Source organism: Demequina capsici, assembly GCF_032102965.1.
Taxonomy (GTDB): Bacteria; Actinomycetota; Actinomycetes; order Actinomycetales; family Demequinaceae; genus Demequina; species Demequina capsici.
In genome coordinates, this window is the sequence record NZ_CP134880.1 from 2,185,512 (window position 1) to 2,209,488 (window position 23,977).

Consider the following 23,977-nt stretch of genomic DNA (forward strand, 5'->3'; position numbering starts at 1 on the left):
TGCGCTGACCTCACGGCCCCGCCGTACGTCTGCACGCTAGGGTCGCCGCATGACGGGGACGATCCGGACACTTCCACCCATACTTCTGGCAGGTGCGCTCGCCCTCGCTGGCTGCGCCGGCTCGGATGCCATCGTGACCGAGTCGCCGTCTTCCACCGCGGCGGCCGCGACTGCCGCGGCCGGCGCTGCGCCTTCGCCCAGCGCGACGGCCCTCACCGACGACGAACTGCTGGCGATGATGCCGGCGGACGCTGCACGCGACGACGTGGCAGGCGCGATGGCGACTGCGGAGTACTTCGTCAGCGCCTACCCCGAAGCTCTCATGGCGGCGGACGCACGCGTACTGCGCGCCATGTCTCTTCCGACATGCAGCTTCTGTGCGGACGTCGTCGCCGACGTTGACCACCTAGCCGAGACGGGCGAGCGCCTGTCTGCCGGTACGTTGAGTCCGGATCTCTCTCAGTTACAAGCGGTGATGGACGACGACGGACACGCACATGTCCAGATCCCGGTCTCGCAGAGCAGGTTCGAGTACGTAGATTCGGCGGGCCGCAGCGCGGGCTCATCGGATCCCGGGGTCTTCGTCATGAGCTTCCTCCTGACGAGGACTGACACGGTGTGGCGGATCAACGGCGTGTACGTCGAAGATGCGTAGCGTCAGGTTGGCTGGAAGAACAGCGCTATGCCTCGGAACCATGATGTTCGCGATCCTCACTGCCGCCGCAAGTGCCAAAGCTGACGAGGAATGGTCCGCCATCGACGCGAAGGCGCGCGACGAGAGCGCCCAGTTCGACGTAGGCATTCAGAAGGAGATCAGCAAGTCGGGACTGCCGGCCGGCAGCGCCGCGAACCGCACCCGTGAAACGCGTTCCGTCGACTGCCTCAACGAAGACCCCGTCACCGGATTCGCCGCCTGCCCTGCGAACGGCACCGCCGTCTTCGTCTGTGCCGCCGATGTGGAGCCAAGCTGGCCCGTATTCGCACGCTGGGTGCACACAGATACCGGCGAGTCCACCGACTGGGAGATGCTCACCTGGTACGGCTGCCCGGACAATCCAACGGGCGGGCCCACGATCGACGATCTGATCCTCACCGAGTGGGCGCAGCTCGACCCCGGCGTCCCACCCCTGACCGTCCAACCAGACCAGGACTGGGTCTACTCCACCCTGCCCACCATCGTCTACGTCGACCCCACACCCATCACCATCAACGACACCCTCCTCGGCATCCCCATCCAGATCCGAGCCACCCCCACCACCTACACATGGACCTGGGGAGACGGAAAGACCACCACCACCACCGACCCCGGCACCCCCTACCCCAACCAAACCGTCAGCCACGAATACCTCTACGTCACAGGCAACGTCGACCTCACCCTGCAAACCACCTGGACCGGCACCTACAGCATCAACGGCAACACCTGGACCACCATCAACGGCACCATCACCAGCACCTCCACCCCCCGCACCCTCACCGTCTACTCACCCCACAGCCACCTCGTCAACTGCGACCTCAACGGCCACTGCCTCAACAAATGACCACACGACAGATCCGGGGCGATCAGTTCAGCAGCGCCGCCAGCATGCGGCGCCCCTGGACCACGCGCGGGTCCTGGGCGCCCACCACATCGAAGAGCTCGACCAGGCGGGCGCGCACCGCGTCGCGGTCGTCGCCGAACACCCGCGACGCCACGTCGAGCAGCCGCCCGAGAGCATCATCGATCTGCCCGCCGAGCATGTCGACATCGGCCACGGCCAGCTGCGCCTGCACGTCCTCAGGCGCGGCCGCGCCAGCAGCGCGCACCGCCTGAGGGTCCGCGCCCTGCGTGCGCTTCAGCAGCAGCACCTGAGCCCTGCCCGCGCGCGCGTCGGCATCCTTCGGATTCTCCACCAGCGCCCTGTCGTACGCGGCCACCGCAGCATCCATGTCGCCGCGCTCGATCGCGTCGTACGCCTCCTGATGAAGCGGCGGAAGCGGCTCGGGCGCGGGCTCCGCGCCGTCAGCCCCTTCCGACGCAGGCGCAGGCCCGCCCAGACCGGACTGCGCCGCCACCTGAAGCACCTGGCCCAGCACCTCCCGCAACTGTGCCTCCGAGGCGGACCCTTGGAACAGCGGCGCCGGTCTCGCGCCGATCAGCGCCATCGCGGCAGGCACCGCCTGAATCTGGAACGCCTGTGCGATGCCCCGCTCCACGTCCACGTCGCAGCGTGCCGGCAGGAAGCCTCCCAGCTCGGCGGCGAGCCGCTCCACGTCGAGCGCGAGCGTCTCGCTCGCTGGCGCAGCGGAGGACGTGAACACGATCACCACCGGCACCGACATCGACTGCTCGGCGACTGCCTGCAGGTTCTGCTCCGTCACGAATACGGCGCTCGGCGCGCCGGAGGCGGCACGCTCCGCGCGGGTCCGCTCCGCCTCACGCGCGCGGGCGAGCGCAGCTAGATCGACTGCTCCGCGCAGGGCGGAGTCGGGCAGCGGTGCTTCGGTCACGCGGAACCTCCGTGGGGTCAGCTGGCGCTGAGCTTGACGAGCGAGTGGTCGGCGGCCACGACGCCAGGCAGGCCGTCGGCACCGGGTCCAGGGATGTACATGACGAGGTAGTCGTCATAGGTGTGGGTCAGCTGGTCCTTGATCTCGCCTTCGACGAGCGGCTGCTCGGAACCAGGGACGATGATCGTGGCGTCCTTCACCGTGATCGCCGAGCGCACCTGGAGCGGCGCGAGCACGAGCGCTCCGCCGTCCGCGGTCGAGATCGCGTAGGTGGCGTCCATGTTCGGTTCGATCGTGTCGACGAACGTGCCGCCTGACTCCTGCGCGGTCTTCGTCAACTCGGTCCGGGCCGCGAACAGCCGCTCACGGTAGGTGTCCGCAGAGAACTGGCTGGCGAGGTCGGAGTCCGACCCTGCCCGGAGCAGGTCGAGGTAGTTGGAGTACGCCGCGCTCGGCGACGGGTCGAGCGTCGACGTGTCCAGCGCAAGCACCTCGGTGCCCGTGACGGCTCCGGGCATGGACGGCAGCGCCGCGCCGGGAACCATGTGCGCCCAGCCGACGAGCGTGTAGTCGTCGGAGATCGAGTCCTGGACCCAGACCAGCACCACAGGCGTCAGGTCGTCCCCGGGCTGCTCGGTCACGGCAGCCATGATGCGCGGCCACTCGCCCGCCGCGGGCAGGTAGACGGCCTGCATCTGGGACGGGATGTCCGTGAGCGCCACGCTGCCGTCGGCCTTCTTGAGCTTGTACTGGGCGTCGCGCGCGGCCTTCGCCTGCCCTGAGACACGGTCGCCGAGCATCGACGAATCGAGAGCGGCATCGGCTGCGTCGAGCTCCTCGAAGGTCGCATCGATCACGCTCTGCGCCTGGGCATCCTGCAGCGCGGCGCCTTCCTCGATGGAGGCGGCCACGGACGGCTGCGGCACGTCCGGCGTGCACGCCGCCAGAGCGAGGGCGGCCGCGGCCGCGGTCACGGCGAACAGAGCGCGCCTCATCGGTCCTCCTCGCCGTCGTCCTGCGCGGGCGGCAGGAAGTCGGAGTCGTCGGGTGTGGTGGGCGTGGGGGTGGACCAGTACGGCTCGGGCGCGGCGGGCTCCGACGTGGCCTGCCCGGCCGCGTCCGGCGCAGGAGCGCTCGCCTGAGGCGCGGGCGTCGCGTCGTCAGTCACGGCATCGGGCTCCTGCGTCAGCTCGGCCTCAGGGACCGCAGCCCCTTCCATGCGTCGTGCGCGGCGGGAGCCGGGCTTCGGCCCCTCGTCCCCGGTGCCGATGCGCTGGCGGTGGGCGATCCACTCCTCGGCGCGGGCCTGCACGGGCCGGACGTCGATGATCAGCATCGCGAGCGCCACAAGGCCGATCGCGGTGAGGATCGCACCCCACACGATGAGCGGCGCGATCCACGCGTCGTTGACGGCGCGGGACATCTTGAGGTCCACGGAGGTGAGCGGCGAGCCGTCGTCGGACACGAACACGAGGGCGAGGCCCGGGTCCACCGCGGAGGCCCGCACCGACACGCGATCCGTTCCCGTCCAGCTGTCCCGCCAGAGGTCGCTCGATCCGGTGAGGAGCGACTCGTAGGCGGGGCCTGCGTCGGCCGAGGCGGACGGGCTGGGCGAGGAGGTCGGCTCGGCGGAGGCGGATGCGGATCCCGACGCCGAGGGACTGGGCGACGGCGCAGGCTCCTGGAGCGTCGTCGTGAGCTCCTCCCACGTAGGCATGCCCGTCACGTAGGTGATCGACTTGTCCGCCGACCACGCCTCGAGGTCGCTCGGGAGCACGGAGAACGCATGCACGGTGCCCGTGCCATCCACCGCGTACCGGCCGTCCCCGCCGAACGCCAGCATGTCAGCGGGCACCACCACGGCGGCGGTGTCGACGGTCGCGGGGACCGTCACGGCCGTGTCAGGCCGTTGCGTGTTCGCGACCAGCCCGATGATCAGCACGATCACGCCGAGCAGGCCTGCGATCAGCGCAGTTGTCCGCAATCTCACAGGGGGTTCCTCCTACTTTCCACTGATCACTGTAGGAGATGAGGCCGAAAGGTGACACATCGGCTCTGACCGCTTTGTCACTTCTGAGGGCACCGCACTACCCTGGGGGTGCTGCTGCGCGCCCCCGCGCACCTGCTCACAACGCCCCGTGCACAAGGAGACCCCCCAGCATGGCCGAGGACAACCTCCCCTTCCCGATCACCATGCGCGGCTTCGACCGCGAGGCGGTCGCCGCTCACATCGCCAGGCTGGAGGATGAGGCGTCGTCGGCTCGCAAGGAGGCGGAGTCCGCCCGTTCCGAGGCCGCGAAGGCCGCCAAGGCCGCTGAGGAGGCGTCCCGCTCGCTGCGCGAGTCGGAGCAGCCCACGTACAAGGGCCTCGGCGCGCGCGTGGAGCAGCTGCTGCGGTCCGCGGAGGAGCAGTCGTCCGACGTCGTGGCGCGTGCGAACACCCATGCGCAGGACACGGTCGCCCGCGCCAACGTCGCCGCGCAGCAGATCCGCGCGCGCGCAGACAACGAGGTCGCTGAGATCCTGGCGCAGAGCCGTCGTGAGGCGGAGGAGGTGCGCACCGCGGCGGAGAACGACGCGCTGTCCGCCCGTGACGCAGCCGAGCGCCACGCCGGCGAGATCACGGAACGCGCCAAGCGCGAGGCCGAGCGCATCGTCTCCACGGCGGACAGCGACGCGTCCGAGCGCAAGGCTTCCGTCGACCGCGAGCTGCACACCATCCGCGCCACGGTCGAGCGCGAGGCCACGGAGATGCGCGTGACGAGCCAGCGGGAGGCGACCGAGCTGGTCGAGTCCGCCCGCACAGAGGCCGAGACCACCACCACGTCGGCCGCCGCGGCCGCCGAGCAGATGCGCGGCGAGGCGGAGGGGATTCTCGAGGCCGCCCGCGCGGAGCGGTCGCGTCACGAGACCGAGATCGCGCAGCTGCGCGCCAGCGCCGACGCCGAGATCGCCGACATCCGCAACTCCGCTGACAACGAGGCCGCCGCGCTGCGCGCCGAGGGTCAGGCCGCGGTGCGTGCCGCGAACGAGGAGGCCGCCGGGATCCGCTCCCAGGCCGACGCCGACGTCGCCGCGCTCCACGAGGCGGGCAACCGTGAGATCGCAGCGCTGCGCGCCGAGGCCGAGGCGTACGGCAAGGAGACCCGCGCCGAGGCCGACACGTACGCCAAGGAGACCCGCGCGGCCCTCGCCTCCGAGACGGGTGCGGTGCGCGAGGCAGCGGACACCTACGCGCGGACCACCCGCGGTGAGGCCGACGCGCACGCCGAGCAGGTGTCGTCCGAGGCCGCCGCGTACGCGCGGAGCGTGCGCACGGAAGCGGACCAGCATGCCGAGCGCGTGACGACCGACGCGGACACCTACTCCGACTCGGCGCGTGCGCAGGCGGACGTGTACAGCCGCGACACCCGCGCCGAGGCCGACAGCTACGCGAACGGCATGCGGACCCAGGCCGAGGGCTACCTGCGCGACAAGCGCCAGGAGGCGGACTCGTACGCGGAGTCCACCAAGGCGCAGGCCGACGCGTACGTCCGCGAGACGCGCGCCGAGGCGGACACGTACGCGGAGTCCACCAAGGCGCAGGCCGACGGATACCTTCGCGACAGGCGCGCCGAGGGCGATTCGTACACCGAGTCGGTGAAGGCGCAGGCGGACCTCTACAGCCGGGACACGCGCGCCGAGGCCGATTCGTACAGCGAGACGGTGCGTGCCCAGGCCGACGTCTACAGCCGGGACACGCGCGCCGAGGCGCAGTCGGCGGCCGACGCGATCCGCGCCGAGGCCAGCTTCTACAGCCGCGAGACCCGCGCCGAGACCGACGCCTACGTCCGCGACACCCGCGTCGCGCTGGGCGCCGAGGTGGATGCCGCACGCGCCGACGCCGACAACTACGTGAAGGCCGCTCGCACCGAGGCGGACGCCCAGGCGCAGGCCACCGCGGCCGAGGCGGAGGCGTACAGCCGAGACACACGCGCCGGAGCCGACAAGTACTCGCAGGCACAGCGCACCGCGGCCGACGCCTATGCGGACGAGCTGCGCGCGACGGCGGGCGTCGACGCCCAGCAGGTGCGCGACGAGGCCGAGACGTACGACCGCGAGACCCGGACCGAGGCCGACAAGTACGCCGCCGCGACCAGGGCGAGCGCGCAGTCGGCGCTCGACGCAGCCGAGCAGGACGCGGAGCAGGCGCTCAATGCGGGCCAGGCACAGGCACGGGACATCGTCACCGCCGCGACGAACGAGGCGAACACGCTGCGGGCTCGCTCCGAGGAGGAGGCGGCCACCGGTCTCGCCAGCGCCCGCGCCGAGGCACGGCTGCTCGTCGAGCAGGCGAAGGCCGAGGCGCAGCAGCTGCGCGCCACGGCGCACACCGACGCCGAGTCCGCTCGCGAGGAGGCCCGCCGCACCCGCGAGGACCTGCAGCTCGAGATCGCACAGCGCCGCGAGGCCGCGGAGCAGTCGCTCAACCAGCTGCACGCCGAGGCGACCGCTGAGAACGCCGCCATGGTCGAGGACGCCAAGGTGCGGGCCGCGGAGGCCGAGGACCGCCTGTCTGCGGCGATCGAGCGTGCCGAGGTGGTCCGCCGCGAGGCCGAGGCGCATGCGCAGACTCTCCTCACGAACGCCCGCAACAACGCCGACGAGATCGTCAGCGACGCACGCGAGCACGCCGAGACGATCATCTCCGAAGCCGTGTCCGACGCGGAGCGAGAGCGCACCATGGCATCGAAGGAGGTCGAGGAGCTCAACCGTCAGCGCGAGTCGATCACGACCTACCTGGACGACCTCCGGTCGCTGCTCGGCAACGATCCTGTCTCCAACCTCGCCGCGGCTCAGAAGCTGAGCCAGGCTGCTGCAGCCGACGCCGCAGCAGCGAAGTCCGGCGCGGACGCCTGATCCCACGATGACCGACCCGGTCGAGCCTCACGACGCGCTGCTGCGCGCGTCCGCGCTCGACCGGGCACGCGCGGAGGAGGCATCCCGCGCGCGCGAGCTGCTCGCCCAGTTCCTGGCCGACGCGCGCGCGGCAGGGCTCATGCCTTCCCCACTGGTGGCGCGCGGCTACGACGGCCGCGGAGGCTACAGGACCGGTGTCGAGGGCTGGTACCTCAAGAAGGACCGCTCGGTCGCCGTGGGGACGGATGGCGAGTTCTACGTGCTGTCCGTGCAGGGTGGACTCGTCGCGCGTCTGCGCGGCGCAACGCTGAGCCCTTCCGATCCGCCGCTCGAGCTGGGCCGTGGTGGCAGGGACGGCGAGTCGATCCCGCTGTCGGTCGCCCTCTCCCGGGTGCTGGAGCGCTCGGACCGCTGAGCCTCAGCCAGCGGTGAGCGGTGCGAGCAGGCGAGCGACCTCCTGGGGCGCCTCGAATGCCGCGAGGTGTCCGACTCCGTACACGAGCACCGGCTCGATGAACAGCGCCTCCGCCATCACCGCGATGTCGTGCGACGAGACGAGCTTGTCGTGCTCTCCCCCGATGACGACCGCGGGGCCGTCGATCTCCGCCAGGACCGCGGTGCGGTCGGGACGTGCTGCCATGGCGCGCTGCCCCCAAGCGATGCCGGCACCCGAGTGCGTGGCGATGTTCGCGGCGATCGCATCGACGAGTGCCGCGCGCCCGGGCCCCTGCGTGCCGACCAGGTCCTCCGCCATCGCGCGCGGATCGGGGACTCCCGGAGCGCCGTCCATGGCGGCTGCCATCGCCAGGCGGTTCTCGTGCGCCTCCCTGGTGTCGGCGGTGCTTCGGGTGGCGATGAGCCCCAGGCCGGCCACAGCGTCGGGGTGGCGCTCCGCGACGGCCATCGCCACATAGCCGCCCATCGAGCAGCCGATCCACACGGCGGCGTCGTGGCCGGTGGTCTCGCGCATCGCCGCCACCGCCGCATCGGCGATCAGCTCGAGCGACGGCTCCTCATCCGGGATGGGCATCTCTCCGATACCAGGCATGTCGAAGGAGATCACGTCGCCGGGAAGGGCATCGATGTCCGCCATCGCGTCGATCAGCGGGTCCCATTGGGCACGATCGACAGGGAAGGCGTTCAGCAGCACCACGGGGGTGCCGTCGGGGATGACGCTCACGGTCTCCTCCAGACAGACTGGCCGGAACACTGGTGCGGACGGCCCTGCCGGGCCGCCGCCTCTCTATTGCACCACGGAGGTGGGCGCGTACGCGGGAAGCGGCCCGCGTTCCGGAGCGACGCGCGCAACGATCGCATCGAGCACGATCCGGACGAACCGCTCTCCCACCCACAGGTGCTTCGCGTCCGGCACGGCGACGAGCTCGAGCTGCGTCAGGGGCGCGAACCGCTCCCTCGCCTCGTCCGGCTTGAGGAAGTCGTCGTGCTCGGGGACCAGTGCGAGGACAGGCTTTCCCGACGCGGCCCACCGTTCCAGGTCTTCGTCCCGTGCACGGTGCAGGGGCGGCGACAGGAGGACCGCACCGTCGATGTCCTGATCGGCGCCGTGCATGAGCGTGACCTCGGTGCCGAAGCTCCAGCCCACGACCCACACGTGCGGCAGACCCCGTTCGTGGGCGAACGCCACTGCGGCGCGCAGATCGTGCGCTTCGCCAGCGCCGCCATCGAACTCGCCCTCCGACCGTCCACGTGGCGACGACGTGCCACGCGTGTTGAAGCGCAGCACGGCGATGTCAGCGAAGTACGGCAGCCGCCACGCAGCCTTGCGGAAGACGTGCGAGTCCATGAAACCGCCGTGGGTGGGGAGCGGATGCATGGTGACCAGGGTGGCGGCGACCCGGCCCGACGCGGGCATCGCAAGCTCGCCGACCAGTGTCAGGCCGTCGGCGGTGTGGAGCTCGATCTCCTCCCGGATCGCCGGAAGCACCGTCGTGGACCTGACCTCGGCCATATCCGTCGGCGCGGCGGTGATGCTCGGCTCGACCTCAGCCACGAGTCCTCCCATAGGTGTTCCAGCAGTGTGTGTGCCAGTGGCGACGCGCAGCGGCCGCGGCCTCCGACCCGAAGAGCCCGTCGGCCGCCCATGCGACCAGATGCGGCGTGCCGCCGTCGATCTCCTGACCGCACGCCGGGCACAGGTAGGTGCGGTCGTTCGGGCGGGGGACGGCGACCAGGTACTCCTCGCCGCCAGGGCCGATCTCGCGACGCGCCCCCACGGACCCTGCGAGCCGCTCGACGTCCAGCTCCTGGTAGGGCTGGCCGTACGGGCGCTTCGAGGAGCGGCGCTTCGAGGGCATGCGGCCAGTCTACGAAGGCTCGGAGTTCAGTAGGTCCGCGCCGGGGTCTCGACGTCGATGTCCGCGGGAGCGATCTCCCGCGTGCGCAGCGTCTCGCGGTACCAGTACGCGGAGTCCTTCCAGGTGCGCACGAGGGTGTCGTAGTCGACATGGACCATGCCGAAGCGCTTGGCATAGCCCTGCGCCCACTCGAAGTTGTCCATCAGCGACCACGCCATGTAACCGCGCACGTCCGCGCCCTCGTCGATCGCCTTCAGCACGGCCGCCAGGTGCCCCCGGAAGTAGTCGATGCGGTCCGCATCATGGATGCGGCCGTCCTCGGCGATGACGTCATCCCAGGCGGAGCCGTTCTCCGTGACGTAGATCGGCTTGCCCGTCTCGCGGTGGATCTTGAGCAGGTGCGCGTGGAAGGCGTCGGGGTCGATGTTCCAGCCCATCGCCGTGAGCTTGCCGAGCGGCCGCATGAACTCGATCTCCTCGTCACCGGGCCACGGCGAGTTCGCGCCGGCCTTATGCCCGTCGGCGAGCGTCGCGACGTCCGACGTGGCAGCGCCCTTGTGCGGGTTGTGGCGCACCAGATGCGACGCGTAGTAGTTCACGCCGAACCAGTCGACGGCCCCGTGCATCTCCGCGAGGTCGCCGTCGTGCACGAACGACCAGTCGGTGAGGTGCGCCGTGTTGGGCTTGAGCACCGCGGGGTATGTGCCACGGATGAACGGCTCGTGGAAGAAGGTGTTGGCCAGCGCGTCGATATGTGCGGACGCCCACACGTCCTTCGGGTTGGACGGATCCCAGGGGCGCGGCGTGTGGCAGTTGTTGACCAGGCCCACCTGCAGGTCCGGCCGGAACGACTTGATCGCCCGATATGCGCGGGCGTGGGCCAGGTTCAGATGGTGGGCGGCGACAAGGGCCTCGACGTCGTCCGCATGCCCGGGCGCGTGCGCGCCTGCGCCGTAGCCGACGAACGACGCGACCCACGGCTCGTTGAAGGTGGTCCACATCTCGACGTCGTCACCGAGCTCCTGCACCATCCGGACCGCATACGCGACGAACGCGTCGACGGTGTCACGGCTCAGCCAGCCGCCAGCATCGTCCAGGGCCTGCGGGAGATCCCAGTGGTAGAGCGTCACGAGGGGTTTGATGCCCTTGTCCTTGAGGCGCGCGATGATGCCCTTGTAGAACTCGATCCCCTCGTCGTTGAACTCGCCGGTGCCGGTGGGCTGCACACGGGGCCACGCGATGGAGAAGCGGTACGCCTCGAGGCCGAGGTCCGCCATCATGTCGATGTCGGACTGCCAGCGGTGGAAGTGGTCGCATGCGACGTCGCCGGTGTCACCGCCGACGACCTTGCCAGGCGTGTGGGAGAACGTGTCCCAGATGGAGGCGCCGCGACCACCCTCGGTCGCGCCGCCCTCGATCTGGTAGGACGCGGTGGCCGCGCCGAGCAGGAAGCCGTCAGGGAAGCGTGAGGTCATGCGGACGAGTGTACCGAAACGTTTCGATCTGCGTCACGGCCGCAGGGTCGACGGCGCCGCTCAGCCCTTCGCCGCGCGCGTAGCGAGCCGTGCCACATGCACCGTCAGGTACAGCCTCTCGTCCTCGCCGACCGTGAAGTCGAACTCCCGCTCCAGCAGCCCCGCAACCTCGGCCGCCACCTCATACTCCGCCGCATTGGCTTCGCGCAGCGCCTCCGCGACACGAACGTCGAGCCCCGGAACCACCTTCCCCTCCAGGCATCTCGCAATCAGGTAGCGCAGATGCGTGATGAAGCGCGAGGCATCCATCCCGTCCACGTCGAGCTCGCCGTTCCATCGCTCCGCGATCACCGTCAGGCTCTCTGTGAGGACATCGGTCACGTGCGCCGCCAACGCCATCGAGCCGTCGACGAACTGCCCGTTCACGAGATGCAACGCAAGCGGCACCGCCTCCTCGTCCGGAAGCTTCGTCCCGACCTCCCGTTCGACGATCCGCAACGCGCGGCGCGCGAACACCGTCTCACGGGGATACAGCGTCCCCACCTCCCAACGGAGCGGATATGTCGCGACGTCGCCCGACTCCACCCGTTCGATCGCGAAGCTCAGATGGTCGGCAAGCGGCAGCAACGCATGCTCGCTGACCTTCGCTCCCAGGTCCGCGCGCGCCTCATCGAGGATCAGCTCTGCGACGGACAGCACCTGGGGCCTGATCTCCAGCAGGAGCTGGACCACGCGCTCCACGGGCGTCGCCCCGCTCGGCACGTATGTCTTGTCGACCAGCTCCTCGGGAACCTCCTCGCCCGTGGAACGCCCGAAGCCCACACCCGAGCCGCGCACCACGACCTCGCTCCCGTCGTCCCGCTGAGCGAGCAGGATGCTGTTGTTGAAGATCTTGAGGATTCTCATCGCACGGCCTCCTTCGTGGCTGCGTGCATGCCCCTCGCACCGGCGACGTCGTTGTCGACGGTTCTCTTCCTCATCATCGCTCTCCCTACGCCGAGACCTTGAGCACAGCCGCGCCTGCGTCGACAGGGCCGTCGGCCACGGGCTCCACCGCGCCTAGACCGCCAGCGTTCGTCACCACCACGATCGTGACCGTGTCGAACCCGGCCGCGGCGATGGCCTCCAGGTCCGCAGTGACGAAGGCGTCCCCCGCTTCCACGTGCTGGCCCTTGGCCACCACGGGAACGAAGTGCCTGCCCTCGAGCTCGACCGTGTCGATCCCGATATGCACGAGCACCTCGACTCCGTCGTCGCCTGCGATCCCATAGGCGTGCGGCATCACCGTCACGAGCGTCCCTGCGAGGGGCGCGACGAATGTCTCACCACCGGGGCGGATCGCGACTCCCGGCCCCAGGGCCCCCGAGGCGAAGATGGGGTCGCTGGTCTCGGCCAACGGGATCACCACTCCAGAAGTTGGAGCCTGTACGTAGGTCGTCATGCTTCCCTTCACTCTTCCATTCCGTGCTTCACAGATTCATCGCGTACGAGTGGGCCTCGAACACCGCGTCCTGGATGATCCGGGGCGCGTTGCAGTCACCCACCATCACCGTCTCGGCGACGACGCCGTAGAACGCCTGGGCCTCGACCTTGCGGGGCTTCATCCCCACCGCCACGATCACATGGTCCGCAGGGATGGTCGACAGCTCTCCGTCGGCGTCCCGCACCACCACGTGGTCGGCCTCGATGCGCTGGCACGCCGTTCCCCAGCGGAACTCCATCCGCGTCGATGCCGCGTCGAGCTTCTGCCGCAGCCCCTCCCGATAGAGGGTGTTGCCGCGCCTCGCGTATGTGTCTCCCGGGTCGACCAACGTCACGTGCCGGTCGGAGAACGTCGCGAGCTCGAGCCCGATCTCTGTGCCGATCTGGCCCGCACCGAGAATGACCACCTCGTCACCGAGCTCATGCTCGCGCTCCACCGCCTCGTTACCGGTGAGCACGTGCGCGCCGTCCACGCCCGGGATCGGAAGTTCCACCTCGCTTGCGCCGACCGCGATCATGAGCGCGTCGGGCGTGAGCTCCTTGATCACGTCCGGAGTCGCGTCCACGCCGAGCCGCACGTCGATGGAGCTCGCTTCGACCTGACGCTCCAGGTAGGCGAGGTAGGCGGCGATGTCCTCCTTGTACCGCTCCTGCGCGATCCACCGGAGCTGGCCGCCCAGAGCATCGGAGCGTTCGAGCAGGATCACCTCGTGACCGCGACGTGCGGCGGTGAGGGCACCCGTGATGCCTGCAGGCCCTCCCCCGACGACGACCAGCCTCCGCGGCCGCACCGCGGGCTCGAGCCTGCGGGGAACGATCTCCTCGTTCCAGAACCGCGGGTTCACGGAGCAGCCCACATGCCGCCGCTCTGTGGAGATGTGATAGCACTGCAGGCAGCGGATGCACGGCGTGATGTCTCCGCCTCGCCCCTCCTGCGCCTTCCGCGGCCAGTCAGGATCGGCGATCAGCGGACGGCCGAGCGCGACCATGTCGACCGCCCCGTCGGCGATCAGGCGCTCCGCCTCGTCGGGGTTCATGACAGCACCCACCACCGCGACCGGGATGCTCACGGCCTCACGGACCTGTGCAGCCCACGCGGCATTGGGGTGATGCGGCTCGAAGTTCGTGGTGGCCATGTGCACGTTGCCCTGGATGCCGATGTCCACGCCCGCGGAGATCTGCACCGCGTCCAGGTACGGCTCGGCCCACCTGATGAACTGGAGGACGTCCGAGAACTCGATCGAACCGTCCATGAACTCCACGGCACTGATGCGCATGTCGACCGGGAAGTCGGGGCCTACGGCCTCGCGCACCGTCTCGAGGATCCTCAGCGGGAACCGCGCGCGGTTCTCGAGCGAGCCGCCGTGCTCGTCGGTCCGGTGGTTGGTGCGCGGCGACAGGAACTGTGCAGGCAGCCAGCCGTGGCCGAAGTGCATGAAGACCATGTCGAAGCCGACATCGCGGGCGTTGCGCACGGTCCGCGCATAGTGCGCGAGAACCTCGTCCATGTCGGCCGCGGTCATGGCACGCACCTCCACGCCGTCGGCCCGAACCTTCGCGTCCGGTCCCCGCGCGAAGTCCTTCACGCGTGCATGCTCGCCGCCGTGGAAGATCTCGATCGACGCCTTGGCGCCTCCCTGATGGACCCTCAGGATGCGACGTCGAGTCTCCTCGACCTCGTACTTCGCGAACGCGTCCGGCTCATCTCCCGAGGCGTAACTGGAACGGCCGGGCTCGACGATCGCGTGCCCGGCGATGACGATGCCGGCACCGCCGAGCGCCTTGTCCTCGAAATGCTCGCCCGTGGGAGTCGCGACAATGCGGTTCTTCGTCATCATCCCGTTGATGACGAGCGGGCTGAACAACAGCGGGTACTTCATTCGATGCTCCTTCGGAGGGTGCGCGCCACAGCGAGCGCGGCGCGCACCCTCATGGGGGATGGGGAGGGCCTCGGGCGCTTCTACGCGCTCACGGCCTCCTTGACGACGTCACCCTCGACGACGGGGCGGCGGCGGCTCTTCTCGATCAGGGCGGTCGCCGCGAAGCCGACCGCGATCGAGACCACCACCGCGATGAAGTACGGCACCGCCTTGGGCGACGACGCGAATGCAGGCAGGCCGAACAGGCCCGTGAACGCGAACGCGGTGATGTAGGTGCCGGTGATCCCGCACACGAGGCCGCCCGCGAGACCTCCAAGCGTGAGCGCACCGAAGTACCGCTTGTTCTTCATCACGATGCCGTACAGTCCGGGCTCCGTGATGCCCGACAGGAAGTTCACGAAGGCTGCACCGCCCGCCACCTGCCTGGTCGGCTTGTCCTTGTCGAGCAGCGCCACCGCGAGCACCACGCCGAGCAGCGCGTAGTTGCCCATGCCCCCGGCAGCGAGCGAGTACTCGTAGCCCTGGCTGGCGAGAATGCCGAGCTGGATCGGGAGAACCACCCAGTGCGCGCCGATCATGATCACGTAGATGAAGAACGCGCCGAAGACCGCACCGAGCAGGATCGGGTAGCCGACGAGCCACTCGTAACCGAGCGCGATCACCTTGGCGATGCTGAATCCGATAGGACCGAACACCAGGAGCATCGCAGGCACCATGACGGCAACCGACACGAGCGGGACCAGCAGGAGATGGGTGATCTTGGGCATGACCCGCTTGAGCCAGCGCTCGAGGTAGCCGAACGCCCACATGCCGAAGATGATCGGGATCACCGTGCCGCTGAAGGACTGCGCCACGAACGGGATGCCGAAGAACGACACGTCGGACCCGGACCCCGTGATCGCCACCAGGTTGGGCTCCACGAGGGAGGCACCGATCAGGGCGCCGACGTACGGGTTGCCGCCGAACTGCTTGGCCGCGGTGAACGCAAGCAGGATCGGGAAGAAGTACAGCAACGCGTTCCACGGGGACTGCAGGATCGTGTATGTGCTCGAGTCCGCAGACAGCCAGCCGAAGTTCACCGACAGGTCGATCGCACCCTTCAAGATGCCGACGGTGGCGAGCAGCGGGATGTAGGGGGTGAAGATCGCCGAGATCGTGGCGAGCAGGCGATCGAAGATCGATCCCTTCTTGACCGCGGGCGCATCCGCCTTGGCACGCTCGTCGGCGCCGGCCGCTGAGTCGTCCGCGAGCTCTTCGACGCCGTCGATGGCGACCACCGCGGCATACGCGTCGGGCACCTGCATCCCGACGACGATCTGAAGTTGGCTCCCGGACTCGCGCAGGCCGACGGCCTGGTCGAGAGCCTGGATCCTCTCCTTGTCCACGACCGACGTGTCGCGGAGCTGAAAGCGCAGCCGCGTCGCACAATGCGTCACGCCGCGAATGTTCTGTGGGCCGCCGACTGCGGCGACGGCCTCTGTGGCGAACTCCTCGAACATCAGCGGCCCTCACCCTCGGTGAGAGACGCTCGGAACGCGAGAACGTCAGAGCTGGCGGTTGTACGGTCCTGGACCACGTTGTCCTCCTATGAACGGGCCGACACAGGCCCGGAGCAGGAGCACCGGACCAGCATGCGGCCATAGCCACTGCCAGGTCCGGGTCTCGCCTCGCAAGGAGTCACAATCCCAAAACCATGCGACGCATGGGACGTCGCAAGGAGATTATGGAGCAGAACCGATTCGAGCGCAAATGCCCTGGATCGCAACGACCTGTGTCCATCCGCGACGCCGCATCACGCGAGGCTCCGTTGGCTCGCGCCGCGCCGCGGCCGACGGAACATCCCAAGGGTGGCTCCGCTGCGCGCCGGCGTCCCGCGCGCGCGGCGATGCAACGTGGCCCACGTCAGAACAGACGGGTCGACAGGTCCTCTGCGCCGCGCATGCCCTCGTAATCGAGCAGCAGGCAGCGGATGCCGCGGTCCTCGGCAAGCACACGCGCCTGCGGCTTGATCTCCTGCGCGGCGAAGACTCCGCTCACCGGCGCGAGCAGTGGATCGCGATTCAGGAGCTCGAGGTAGCGCGTCAGCTGCTCCACGCCATCGATCTCTCCACGCCGCTTGATCTCGATCGCCACGGACGCTCCATTGGCGTCCTTTGCCATGATGTCGACCGGGCCAATCGCCGTGGGGAACTCGCGGCGCACGAGCGTGTAACCATCGCCCAGCAGGCTCACCTGCTCCGCGAGCAGCTCCTGGAGGTGCGCCTCGACGCCATCCTTCACGAGGCCCGGGTCCACGCCGAGCTCGTGCTCGGTGTCCGACAGCACCTCGTGCAGATCGATCTCCAACCGGTCGTCGGACTTCTGATGCTGCACCACCCACACCAGGGCAACCCCGCGCTCGGACGCCTCCGGCTCCGGCGCGACCTCCCGCATCGTGCAAGGCGGGCTCATCCAGTTGAGCGGCTTGTAGGAGCCGCCGTCGGAATGCAACAGCACAGAGCCGTCTGCCTTCACCATGATCGCCCGCGTGGCGAGCGGCAGGTGAGCGCTGAGCCGGCCGGTGTAGCGGGCGGCACAGCGGGCGATCACTACCCGCATGCGACGCTACGAGGCGGCGACGCCCGACCCCGGGTCGGCGACGATCGTCACCGTATCGTGGTCGAACGACAGGAAGCCGCCGGTGATGGGAAGCTCGGTGCGCGACCCGTCGTCGGAGACCACGGCCACCACCCCGACCGCGAGCACGGACAGGACCGGCTCGTGGTGCGGCAGCAGACCGATGGATCCCTCCACGGTGGGTGCGGTCACCGACCGCGCCGTCCCGGACCAGAGAGTCTGGTCCGGGGCGACGATGTCGACGGTGATGGAGGCCATGGGTTAGCCGATCTCCTTCTGGATACGGTTCCACGCCTTGTCGAGGTCCTCGAGGCCACCGATGTTGAAGAAGGCCTGCTCGGAGATGTGGTCGAACTCACCGCTGCACAGACCCTTGAACGCCTCGATGGTCTCCGTCAGCGGGACGGTCGAGCCCTCGACACCCGTGAACTGCGTGGCCATGTAGGTGTTCTGCGACAGGAACTGCTGGATCTTACGCGCACGGGCGACGATGATCTTGTCCTCCTCGGACAGCTCGTCGACACCGAGGATGGCGATGATGTCCTGCAGCTCCTTGTTGCGCTGGAGGATCGACTTGACCTGGTTCGCCACCTCGTAGTGGTCCTTGCCCACGTAGCGCGGGTCGAGGATGCGGGAGGTCGAGGTGAGCGGGTCGACGGCCGGGTACAGACCCTTCGACGCGATCTCACGGGAGAGCTCGGTCGTGGCGTCGAGGTGCGCGAACGTGGTCGCAGGTGCCGGGTCGGTGTAGTCGTCCGCAGGCACGTAGATCGCCTGCAGCGAGGTGATCGAGTGGCCGCGAGTCGACGTGATGCGCTCCTGCAGCTGACCCATCTCGTCGGCGAGGTTGGGCTGGTAGCCCACCGCGGACGGCATGCGGCCCAGCAGGGTGGACACCTCGGAACCGGCCTGCGTGAAGCGGAAGATGTTGTCGATGAACAGCAGCACGTCCTGCTTCTGCACATCACGGAAGTACTCCGCCATGGTCAGGGCCGACAGCGCCACGCGAAGACGCGTGCCCGGCGGCTCGTCCATCTGGCCGAACACGAGAGCGGTCTGCTTGATGACGCCCGACTCGCTCATCTCCTGGATGAGGTCGTTGCCCTCGCGCGTACGCTCTCCGACGCCCGCGAACACCGAGACGCCGTTGTGGTTGTTCGCGACGCGGTAGATCATCTCCTGGATGAGGACCGTCTTGCCGACGCCCGCGCCACCGAAGAGGCCGATCTTTCCACCCTGCACGTACGGCGTGAGAAGGTCGATGACCTTGATGCCGGTCTCGAACATGGACGTCTTGGACTCGAGCTGGTCGAAGGCCGGCGGCTTCCGGTGGATCGGCCAGGTCTCGGTGATCTCGAGCTTCTCGTCCGGCTCGAGGTTCAGGACCTCACCGGTCACGTTGAACACGTGGCCCTTGGTGACGTCACCGACGGGGACGGAGATCGGCTTGCCTGTGTCGGTCACGGTCGCACCGCGCACCAGGCCGTCGGTCGGCTTGAGCGCGACCGCACGCACCATGTTGTCGCCGAGGTGCTGAGCGACCTCGAGCGTCATGTGCAGGACGCCCTCGTCCTCGCCCTGGCTCGAGAGGTCGATCTCGGTGGTGAGGGCGCTGTAGATGTCCGGGATGGCGTCCGCGGGGAACTCGATGTCGACCACGGGGCCGATCACGCGAGCCACGCGACCCGTCACCGGGCCGCGGGCGGCGGGCGTGGCCTCGTCGACCTCGTCGCCGACGGTCTTGGCGGTCTTCGCAGTGGGAGTCATTACTCTCTCGCTTCCAATCAGGAGCCCGCCGCGAGCGCATCGGCGCCCGAGACGATCTCGCTGATCTCCTGGGTGATCTCTGCCTGACGCGCCGAGTTGGCGAGTCGGGTGTACTGACGGATGATGTCCTCCGCGTTCGTGACAGCGGTGTTCATCGCGCGCTGGCGGTTGGCGAGCTCCGAGGCCGCCGCCTGCAGCAGGCATGTGAAGATGCGCGACTGGATGTAACGCGGCAGCAGAGCGTCGAGGACCTCCTCGGCACCGGGCTCGAAGTCGTACAGCGGCTCGACCTCCTCGCCCGGTCCCGCCACGCCTTCCACGACCTCGATGGGGAGCATCCGGATGACGCGGGGCTCCTGGTTCACCATCGAGTTGAAGCGGGTGAACACCAGGTGGATCTCGGACACGCCGCCCTTGTCGGCATCCGCGCGGAACGCCTCGTAGAGCGCCTCGGAGATCTCCTTCGCGCGGGCGAACTCGGGCGAGTCGGAACCGTCGTCCCACTGCCCCGCGAGCTCACGGTGACGGAACTTGTAGTACGACACGGCACGGCGACCGGAGGCGTACTGGACGACCTCCTTGCCGTCCGACTCGAGGCGCTCACGCAGGCGCTCGGCCTCGCGCAGGACGTTCGCCGAGTAGGCGCCCGCCATGCCGCGGTCGGCCGTCACCACGAGCATCGCGACCCTGTTGGTGTCGGTGCGCTCGGACGTCAGCGGGTGGTCGATCGACGAGTGCGTCGCCACCGCGCTGATCGCACGGGTGATGGCACGGGTGTACGGAGCGGCCTGGCCCACACGCTGACGAGCCTTCCCGATGCGCGACGCAGCGATCAGCTCCATCGCGCGGAAGATCTTCTTCAGCGATTGCGTGGACCGGATCCGCCCCCGGTACTCGCGCTGCTTGCCGCTCATCGTCCCTACTTCTTCTTCTTCGCGACGATCTGCTCCTGCTCGACGTCGACATCGCCGCCGCCCTCGATCGCCGAGGTCGTCGACAGCTCGGTGCCCTCAGAGTCGAGGAACGTCGACAGGTAGTCGTCGACCGCGGTCGCAAGAGCAGCCTCGGTGTCGTCGGAGAGCTGGCCCGACGTCGCGATGTCCGTGAGGATCGAGGTGTTGCGACGCAGGTGGTCGATCAGCTCGCGCTCGAACCGCAGCACGTCGGCCAGCGCGATCTTGTCGAGCTTGCCCTTCGTGCCGGCCCAGATGGAGACGACCTGCTCCTCGACCGGGTAGGGCGAGTACTGGGGCTGCTTCAGCAGCTCCATGAGGCGGGCACCACGGGTCAGCTGCTGGCGCGACGCGGCGTCGAGGTCGGACGCGAACATCGCGAACGCCTCGAGCGAGCGGTACTGAGCCAGGTCGATCTTCAGGGTGCCGGACACCTTCTTCATGGCCTTGACCTGCGCGGAGCCACCGACACGGGACACCGAGATGCCGACGTCGATCGCGGGACGCTGGTTGGCGTTGAAGAGGTCCGACTGCAGGAAGATCTGGCCGTCGGTGATGGAGATGACGTTGGTCGGGATGTACGCCGACACGTCGTTGGCCTTGGTCTCGATGACGGGCAGGCCGGTCATCGAACCGGCGCCCATGTCGTCCGACAGCTTCGCGCAACGCTCGAGCAGACGGGAGTGCAGGTAGAACACATCACCCGGGTAGGCCTCGCGGCCCGGCGGACGACGCAGGAGCAGCGAGACCGCACGGTAGGCCTCGGCCTGCTTCGACAGGTCGTCGAAGATGATGAGGACGTGCTTGCCGTCGTACATCCAGTGCTGGCCGATGGCCGAGCCGGTGTAAGGCGCCAGGTACTTGAAGCCGGCGGGGTCGGAGGCGGGCGCGGCGACGATCGTCGTGTACTCCAGCGCTCCGGCATCCTCGAGGGCGCCACGCACGGAGGCGATGGTCGAGCCCTTCTGGCCGATGGCGACATAGATGCAACGGACCTGCTTGGTCGGGTCGCCGCTCTCCCAGTTCGCCTTCTGGTTGATGATCGTGTCGATAGCGATGGCGGTCTTGCCGGTCTGGCGGTCACCGATGATGAGCTGGCGCTGCCCACGGCCGATCGGGATCATCGCGTCGACGGCCTTGAGGCCGGTCTGCAGGGGCTCGTGGACCGACTTGCGGTGCATGACGCCAGGCGCCTGAAGCTCGAGCGCACGGCGAGAGGTGGTGGCCACCTCGCCGAGACCGTCGATCGGGTTGCCGAGCGGGTCGACCACACGACCCAGGTAGCCGTCTCCGACCGCGACGGAGAGCACCTCGCCGGTGCGCTGCACCGACTGGCCCTCCTCGATGCCGGTGAACTCGCCCAGCACGACGACGCCGATCTCGCGCACATCGAGGTTCAGTGCGAGACCGAGGGTCCCGTCCTCGAAGCGCAGCAGCTCGTTGGCCATGCAGCCGGGGAGGCCCTCGACCTGCGCGATGCCGTCACCCGCGAGCGTCACGGTGCCGACCTCGTCGGTCACCGCGCCCTTGGGCTCGTACGACTTCACGTAGTTGTCGAGTGCAGCCCGGATCTCGTCGGGGCTGATCGTCACGTCAGTCATGACTGTCTCCTGTCGGTTCCACCCGTGGGTGGAATGGTCGTGTCAGCGGTCAGCTGACGAGTCGTCGTCGTGCTTCGTCGAGACGGGCGAAGACGGTACCGTCAACGACCTCCGTCCCGACCTGAACCTTGATGCCGCCGAGGACCGCAGGGTCCACGGCCACGTTGAGCTGCACCTGTCGGCCGTAGGCCCGCTCCAGGATCGCGCTCAGCCGCTGGCGCTGTGAAGCGCTGAGCTCCACTGCGGAGACCACCGAGGCGAGCAGCCGCCCGCGGCGTTCCGCAGCCGTCTCCACCAGCTGCTTCACGGTCGTGATGAGCCTCTGCCCGCGCACCTTGGACACAGCGCGGTTCAGAAGCGCGGTCGTGACGGCGCTCAGGCGGCCCTTGAGGATGCCTTCGAGCAGCTCGAGCCGCACCTCACGCGAGACGGAGCGGTTGGAGAGCGCCACCAGCAGGTCGCGCTCACCCTCGAGCAGCCGCTGGACGTGGAAGAGCTCGTCCTCCACGGCCTCGAGGGAGCCGTCGGCCTGCGCCGAGGCGAGCAGAGCGTTGACGCCCGCGTCCTCGATCGATACGACGATGTCCTCGTCCTCCGACCAGCGACGTCCCGCGAATGCCGACACGACGTCGATCACGCGGGAGTCAAGAGAGGAGAACAGCTGCGAGACGAGCGCGGACTTCGCCGACCCGTCCCGAGCCGGGTCGGACAGCGCGCGCCGGAGCGAGCCCGATCCGTCCAGTGCGTCGACCACGACGAACAGCTGGCTCGCCAGCGTCATGCCCTCCGCGCCTGCCGCGATCGCGACGGGCTCGAACTCCCGCAGCACCGCGGCCCTGGAGGACTGGCTCGTGCCTCGCATCCGCTACCCCTCCGCCTTCACATTCGCCTCGAGATCGGTCAGGAACGCGTCGATGACGCGCTGCTGCCGGGCGTCGTCCGCGAGAGACTCGCCGACGATCTTCGAGGCGAGCTCGGTGGCGAGCGCGCCGACGTCGCTGCGCAGCGACACGATCGCCTGCTGACGCTCCGCCTCGATCTGCTTGTTCGCCGTCTCCACGATGCGGTCGGCCTCGTGGCCGGCCTTCACGCGGGTCTCCGCGAGGATCTGAGCCGCCTCAGCGCGGGCGTCCTCACGGATGCGAGCTGCCTCGGCACGTGCCTCGGTCAGCTGCGCGGTGTACTCCTCGAGGGCCGCAGCCGCCTCCGCCTGTGCCTTCTCAGCCTTGGAGATGCCGCCCTCGATCAGTGCCGCGCGCTCGTCCAGCACGGCACCCAGCTTGGGCATCACGTAGCGGAAGAAGACGAAGAACACGACCGCCAGCGGGATCAGCGACCAGAAGATCTCGAACGGCGCGGGGATGAGGGGGTTGATGTTCTCCTCACCCGCAGCCGCGAAGATCGCGATTGCCTGCTGCGTCACGATCACGGGAGGAAGAACGGAGTGGCGATGCCGATAAGCGCGAGCACCTCGATCAGACCGATGCCGATCCACATGATGCCCTGGAGGCGACCGGCCATCTCGGGCTGGCGTGCCGTGCCCTCGACGACCTTGCCCATCAGGATGCCCAGGCCGATGGCCGGGCCGATCGCAGCGAGGCCGTATCCCACGGTGTTCATGTTGCCCGTGATCTCAGCAAGCGTCGTGACGTCTGCCATGGTGATTCCTTTCGTTCGTCCGGAGGCTCCGGACGGTTAGTGGTCCTCCGACACAGCCATGTTGATGTAGACCGCAGAGAGCATGACGAAGATGAACGCCTGCAGCACAGCGACGAAGACCTCGAGCGCGGTCATGAAGAAGATGCCGAAGAAGGTGATGAAGCCGTACGCGATGTTGAAGTTCGAGGCGGCGTCGACCCAGAAGTACTGCGTCGCAGAGTACGTGAGGGCGAGCAGCAGGTGTCCGACGATCATGTTGATCGTGAGTCGCAGCGCAAGGGTGGCCGGGCGGATCAGCACGATCTGCGCCAGGTCGACGAGCGCGATGAGCGGCTTGACGGCGAGCGCGGCGCCCGAGGGGAACAGCGAGTACTTCCAGTAGCCCACGAACCCGTGCTTGATGATGCCCGATGTCAGGTACACCACCCAGATGAGGACGGCGAGCACCAGGGTCACGCCGATCAAGCCGGTCGAGGCGATGTTGAGTCCGGGGATCGTGCCCGTGATGTTGAAGGCGAAGATCGCGAAGAAGATCGTGATGAGGAGCTTGTCGTACCTCTTGCCGACCTCCTCGCCGAGAACGCCGTACACGACGTTCTCGCGCAGGTAGCCGAGGATGAGCTCGACGATGCTCTGGCCGCGCGAAGGGACGACCGTCGCGCGCTTGGCGACGAAGCCCATGATCGCGAGCAGGCCGATCGTGGCGATCACGCGCACGAGCAGGATGCGGTTGAACTCGTAGAACGTCCCGTCGCCGAAGAGGGCATCGGGATAGAAGTCGCTGATCGAGGGTGCGTGGAATCCGTCGCCACTTTCAGTAGCGATACGGATCATCGACACGTA

Annotated in this window: 24 protein-coding genes; 4 read left to right on the forward strand and 20 right to left on the reverse strand. The window is 68.6% G+C overall.

Going from position 1 to position 23,977, the window contains the following annotated elements:
- Positions 1–49 precede the first annotated feature (49 nt).
- Positions 50–655, forward strand: a complete 606-nt coding sequence (locus RN607_RS10455) for a DUF6318 family protein (RefSeq protein WP_313542490.1) — start codon at positions 50–52, stop codon at positions 653–655.
- Positions 656–695: 40 nt separating this feature from the next.
- Positions 696–1,538: a hypothetical protein gene (locus tag RN607_RS10460; protein ID WP_313542492.1), complete on the forward strand. Its 843-nt coding sequence runs from the start codon at positions 696–698 to the stop codon at positions 1,536–1,538.
- Positions 1,539–1,560: 22 nt separating this feature from the next.
- On the opposite strand, the gene RN607_RS10465 is transcribed toward RN607_RS10460, so the two are convergent.
- Genes RN607_RS10465 through RN607_RS10475 form a run of 3 tightly spaced genes read right to left on the reverse strand, consistent with a single transcriptional unit; the run spans position 1,561 to position 4,477 of the window.
- Complete coding sequence (locus tag RN607_RS10465) at positions 1,561–2,487, reverse strand: tetratricopeptide repeat protein (protein WP_313542494.1); 927 nt, start codon at positions 2,485–2,487, stop codon at positions 1,561–1,563.
- Positions 2,488–2,504: 17 nt separating this feature from the next.
- Positions 2,505–3,482: a DUF8094 domain-containing protein gene (locus tag RN607_RS10470; RefSeq protein ID WP_313496955.1), complete on the reverse strand. Its 978-nt coding sequence runs from the start codon at positions 3,480–3,482 to the stop codon at positions 2,505–2,507.
- Positions 3,479–4,477 carry a hypothetical protein gene (locus tag RN607_RS10475; RefSeq protein ID WP_313542496.1) on the reverse strand — a complete coding sequence of 333 codons (999 nt, stop codon included), beginning with the start codon at positions 4,475–4,477 and terminating at the stop codon, positions 3,479–3,481. The genes RN607_RS10470 and RN607_RS10475 overlap by 4 nt, the downstream gene beginning before the upstream one ends.
- Before the next feature lie 170 nt (positions 4,478–4,647).
- Between RN607_RS10475 and RN607_RS10480 the strand changes: the two genes are divergently transcribed.
- Both RN607_RS10480 and RN607_RS10485 read left to right on the forward strand, forming a co-directional pair.
- The gene (locus tag RN607_RS10480; RefSeq protein WP_313542498.1) at positions 4,648–7,386 is read left to right on the forward strand and encodes a hypothetical protein; all 2,739 of its coding nucleotides are present in this window, start codon (positions 4,648–4,650) and stop codon (positions 7,384–7,386) included.
- Between the two features lie 7 nt (positions 7,387–7,393).
- Positions 7,394–7,801 (forward strand): hypothetical protein, encoded by a 408-nt coding sequence (locus RN607_RS10485; protein ID WP_313542500.1) that lies wholly within the window; start codon positions 7,394–7,396, stop codon positions 7,799–7,801.
- A 3-nt stretch (positions 7,802–7,804) separates the two neighbouring features.
- Here the strand turns inward: RN607_RS10485 and RN607_RS10490 are convergent, their stop codons facing one another.
- The 17 genes from RN607_RS10490 to atpB form a co-directional block, all read right to left on the reverse strand.
- Positions 7,805–8,566: an alpha/beta fold hydrolase gene (locus RN607_RS10490; RefSeq protein ID WP_313496962.1), complete on the reverse strand. Its 762-nt coding sequence runs from the start codon at positions 8,564–8,566 to the stop codon at positions 7,805–7,807.
- Positions 8,567–8,629: 63 nt separating this feature from the next.
- Positions 8,630–9,355: an alpha/beta hydrolase gene (locus tag RN607_RS10495; protein ID WP_313545425.1), complete on the reverse strand. Its 726-nt coding sequence runs from the start codon at positions 9,353–9,355 to the stop codon at positions 8,630–8,632.
- A 34-nt stretch (positions 9,356–9,389) separates the two neighbouring features.
- On the reverse strand, positions 9,390–9,701 hold the full coding sequence (locus RN607_RS10500) for an Rv1322 family protein (RefSeq protein WP_313496964.1): 312 nt from the start codon (positions 9,699–9,701) through the stop codon (positions 9,390–9,392).
- A 26-nt stretch (positions 9,702–9,727) separates the two neighbouring features.
- Complete coding sequence (locus RN607_RS10505; protein ID WP_313542503.1) at positions 9,728–11,176, reverse strand: glycoside hydrolase family 1 protein; 1,449 nt, start codon at positions 11,174–11,176, stop codon at positions 9,728–9,730.
- Between the two features lie 60 nt (positions 11,177–11,236).
- Positions 11,237–12,082: a PRD domain-containing protein gene (locus RN607_RS10510; RefSeq protein ID WP_313542504.1), complete on the reverse strand. Its 846-nt coding sequence runs from the start codon at positions 12,080–12,082 to the stop codon at positions 11,237–11,239.
- A gap of 85 nt (positions 12,083–12,167) precedes the next feature.
- Positions 12,168–12,617 carry a PTS sugar transporter subunit IIA gene (locus RN607_RS10515; protein WP_313542506.1) on the reverse strand — a complete coding sequence of 150 codons (450 nt, stop codon included), beginning with the start codon at positions 12,615–12,617 and terminating at the stop codon, positions 12,168–12,170.
- Positions 12,618–12,645: 28 nt separating this feature from the next.
- Positions 12,646–14,538, reverse strand: coding sequence for an oxidoreductase (locus RN607_RS10520; RefSeq protein ID WP_313542508.1), 1,893 nt, complete (start codon positions 14,536–14,538; stop codon positions 12,646–12,648).
- An 80-nt stretch (positions 14,539–14,618) separates the two neighbouring features.
- Entirely contained in the window at positions 14,619–16,037 is a 1,419-nt protein-coding gene (locus RN607_RS10525) for a PTS transporter subunit EIIC (protein WP_313496974.1), read from the reverse strand.
- A gap of 403 nt (positions 16,038–16,440) precedes the next feature.
- Positions 16,441–17,136 (reverse strand): endonuclease NucS, encoded by a 696-nt coding sequence (nucS, locus tag RN607_RS10530; RefSeq protein WP_313496976.1) that lies wholly within the window; start codon positions 17,134–17,136, stop codon positions 16,441–16,443.
- Between the two features lie 6 nt (positions 17,137–17,142).
- Complete coding sequence (locus tag RN607_RS10535; RefSeq protein WP_313496978.1) at positions 17,143–17,412, reverse strand: F0F1 ATP synthase subunit epsilon; 270 nt, start codon at positions 17,410–17,412, stop codon at positions 17,143–17,145.
- 3 nt (positions 17,413–17,415) lie between these two features.
- Complete coding sequence (gene atpD, locus RN607_RS10540; RefSeq protein ID WP_313496980.1) at positions 17,416–18,921, reverse strand: F0F1 ATP synthase subunit beta; 1,506 nt, start codon at positions 18,919–18,921, stop codon at positions 17,416–17,418.
- A 17-nt stretch (positions 18,922–18,938) separates the two neighbouring features.
- Positions 18,939–19,835 carry a F0F1 ATP synthase subunit gamma gene (locus RN607_RS10545; protein WP_313496982.1) on the reverse strand — a complete coding sequence of 299 codons (897 nt, stop codon included), beginning with the start codon at positions 19,833–19,835 and terminating at the stop codon, positions 18,939–18,941.
- Positions 19,836–19,840: 5 nt separating this feature from the next.
- Positions 19,841–21,475: a F0F1 ATP synthase subunit alpha gene (gene atpA / locus RN607_RS10550; protein WP_313496984.1), complete on the reverse strand. Its 1,635-nt coding sequence runs from the start codon at positions 21,473–21,475 to the stop codon at positions 19,841–19,843.
- A gap of 49 nt (positions 21,476–21,524) precedes the next feature.
- Entirely contained in the window at positions 21,525–22,337 is an 813-nt protein-coding gene (locus tag RN607_RS10555; protein WP_313496986.1) for a F0F1 ATP synthase subunit delta, read from the reverse strand.
- Positions 22,338–22,340: 3 nt separating this feature from the next.
- Positions 22,341–22,904 (reverse strand): F0F1 ATP synthase subunit B, encoded by a 564-nt coding sequence (locus RN607_RS10560; protein WP_376784157.1) that lies wholly within the window; start codon positions 22,902–22,904, stop codon positions 22,341–22,343.
- Positions 22,901–23,134 (reverse strand): ATP synthase F0 subunit C, encoded by a 234-nt coding sequence (gene atpE / locus RN607_RS10565; protein WP_062201269.1) that lies wholly within the window; start codon positions 23,132–23,134, stop codon positions 22,901–22,903. Before atpE ends, RN607_RS10560 begins: the two co-directional genes overlap by 4 nt.
- Before the next feature lie 36 nt (positions 23,135–23,170).
- Entirely contained in the window at positions 23,171–23,968 is a 798-nt protein-coding gene (gene atpB, locus RN607_RS10570) for a F0F1 ATP synthase subunit A (RefSeq protein WP_313501731.1), read from the reverse strand.
- Positions 23,969–23,977: the final 9 nt, after the last annotated feature.

Excerpts from the sequence above, each read along its gene's own strand:
- RN607_RS10455 (WP_313542490.1), top strand. The coding sequence starts at position 50 with ATGACGGGGACGATCCGGACACTTCCACCCATACTTCTGGCAGGTGCG.
- RN607_RS10460 (WP_313542492.1), top strand. The coding sequence starts at position 696 with ATGATGTTCGCGATCCTCACTGCCGCCGCAAGTGCCAAAGCTGACGAG.
- RN607_RS10470 (WP_313496955.1), bottom strand. The coding sequence starts at position 3,482 with ATGAGGCGCGCTCTGTTCGCCGTGACCGCGGCCGCGGCCGCCCTCGCT.
- RN607_RS10480 (WP_313542498.1), top strand. The coding sequence starts at position 4,648 with ATGGCCGAGGACAACCTCCCCTTCCCGATCACCATGCGCGGCTTCGAC.
- RN607_RS10485 (WP_313542500.1), top strand. The coding sequence starts at position 7,394 with ATGACCGACCCGGTCGAGCCTCACGACGCGCTGCTGCGCGCGTCCGCG.
- RN607_RS10495 (WP_313545425.1), bottom strand. The coding sequence starts at position 9,355 with ATGGCCGAGGTCAGGTCCACGACGGTGCTTCCGGCGATCCGGGAGGAG.
- RN607_RS10500 (WP_313496964.1), bottom strand. The coding sequence starts at position 9,701 with ATGCCCTCGAAGCGCCGCTCCTCGAAGCGCCCGTACGGCCAGCCCTAC.
- RN607_RS10505 (WP_313542503.1), bottom strand. The coding sequence starts at position 11,176 with ATGACCTCACGCTTCCCTGACGGCTTCCTGCTCGGCGCGGCCACCGCG.
- RN607_RS10510 (WP_313542504.1), bottom strand. The coding sequence starts at position 12,082 with ATGAGAATCCTCAAGATCTTCAACAACAGCATCCTGCTCGCTCAGCGG.
- RN607_RS10515 (WP_313542506.1), bottom strand. The coding sequence starts at position 12,617 with ATGACGACCTACGTACAGGCTCCAACTTCTGGAGTGGTGATCCCGTTG.
- RN607_RS10520 (WP_313542508.1), bottom strand. The coding sequence starts at position 14,538 with ATGAAGTACCCGCTGTTGTTCAGCCCGCTCGTCATCAACGGGATGATG.
- RN607_RS10525 (WP_313496974.1), bottom strand. The coding sequence starts at position 16,037 with ATGTTCGAGGAGTTCGCCACAGAGGCCGTCGCCGCAGTCGGCGGCCCA.
- nucS (WP_313496976.1), bottom strand. The coding sequence starts at position 17,136 with ATGCGGGTAGTGATCGCCCGCTGTGCCGCCCGCTACACCGGCCGGCTC.
- RN607_RS10535 (WP_313496978.1), bottom strand. The coding sequence starts at position 17,412 with ATGGCCTCCATCACCGTCGACATCGTCGCCCCGGACCAGACTCTCTGG.
- atpD (WP_313496980.1), bottom strand. The coding sequence starts at position 18,921 with ATGACTCCCACTGCGAAGACCGCCAAGACCGTCGGCGACGAGGTCGAC.
- RN607_RS10545 (WP_313496982.1), bottom strand. The coding sequence starts at position 19,835 with ATGAGCGGCAAGCAGCGCGAGTACCGGGGGCGGATCCGGTCCACGCAA.
- atpA (WP_313496984.1), bottom strand. The coding sequence starts at position 21,475 with ATGACTGACGTGACGATCAGCCCCGACGAGATCCGGGCTGCACTCGAC.
- RN607_RS10555 (WP_313496986.1), bottom strand. The coding sequence starts at position 22,337 with ATGCGAGGCACGAGCCAGTCCTCCAGGGCCGCGGTGCTGCGGGAGTTC.
- atpE (WP_062201269.1), bottom strand. The coding sequence starts at position 23,134 with ATGGCAGACGTCACGACGCTTGCTGAGATCACGGGCAACATGAACACC.
- atpB (WP_313501731.1), bottom strand. The coding sequence starts at position 23,968 with ATGATCCGTATCGCTACTGAAAGTGGCGACGGATTCCACGCACCCTCG.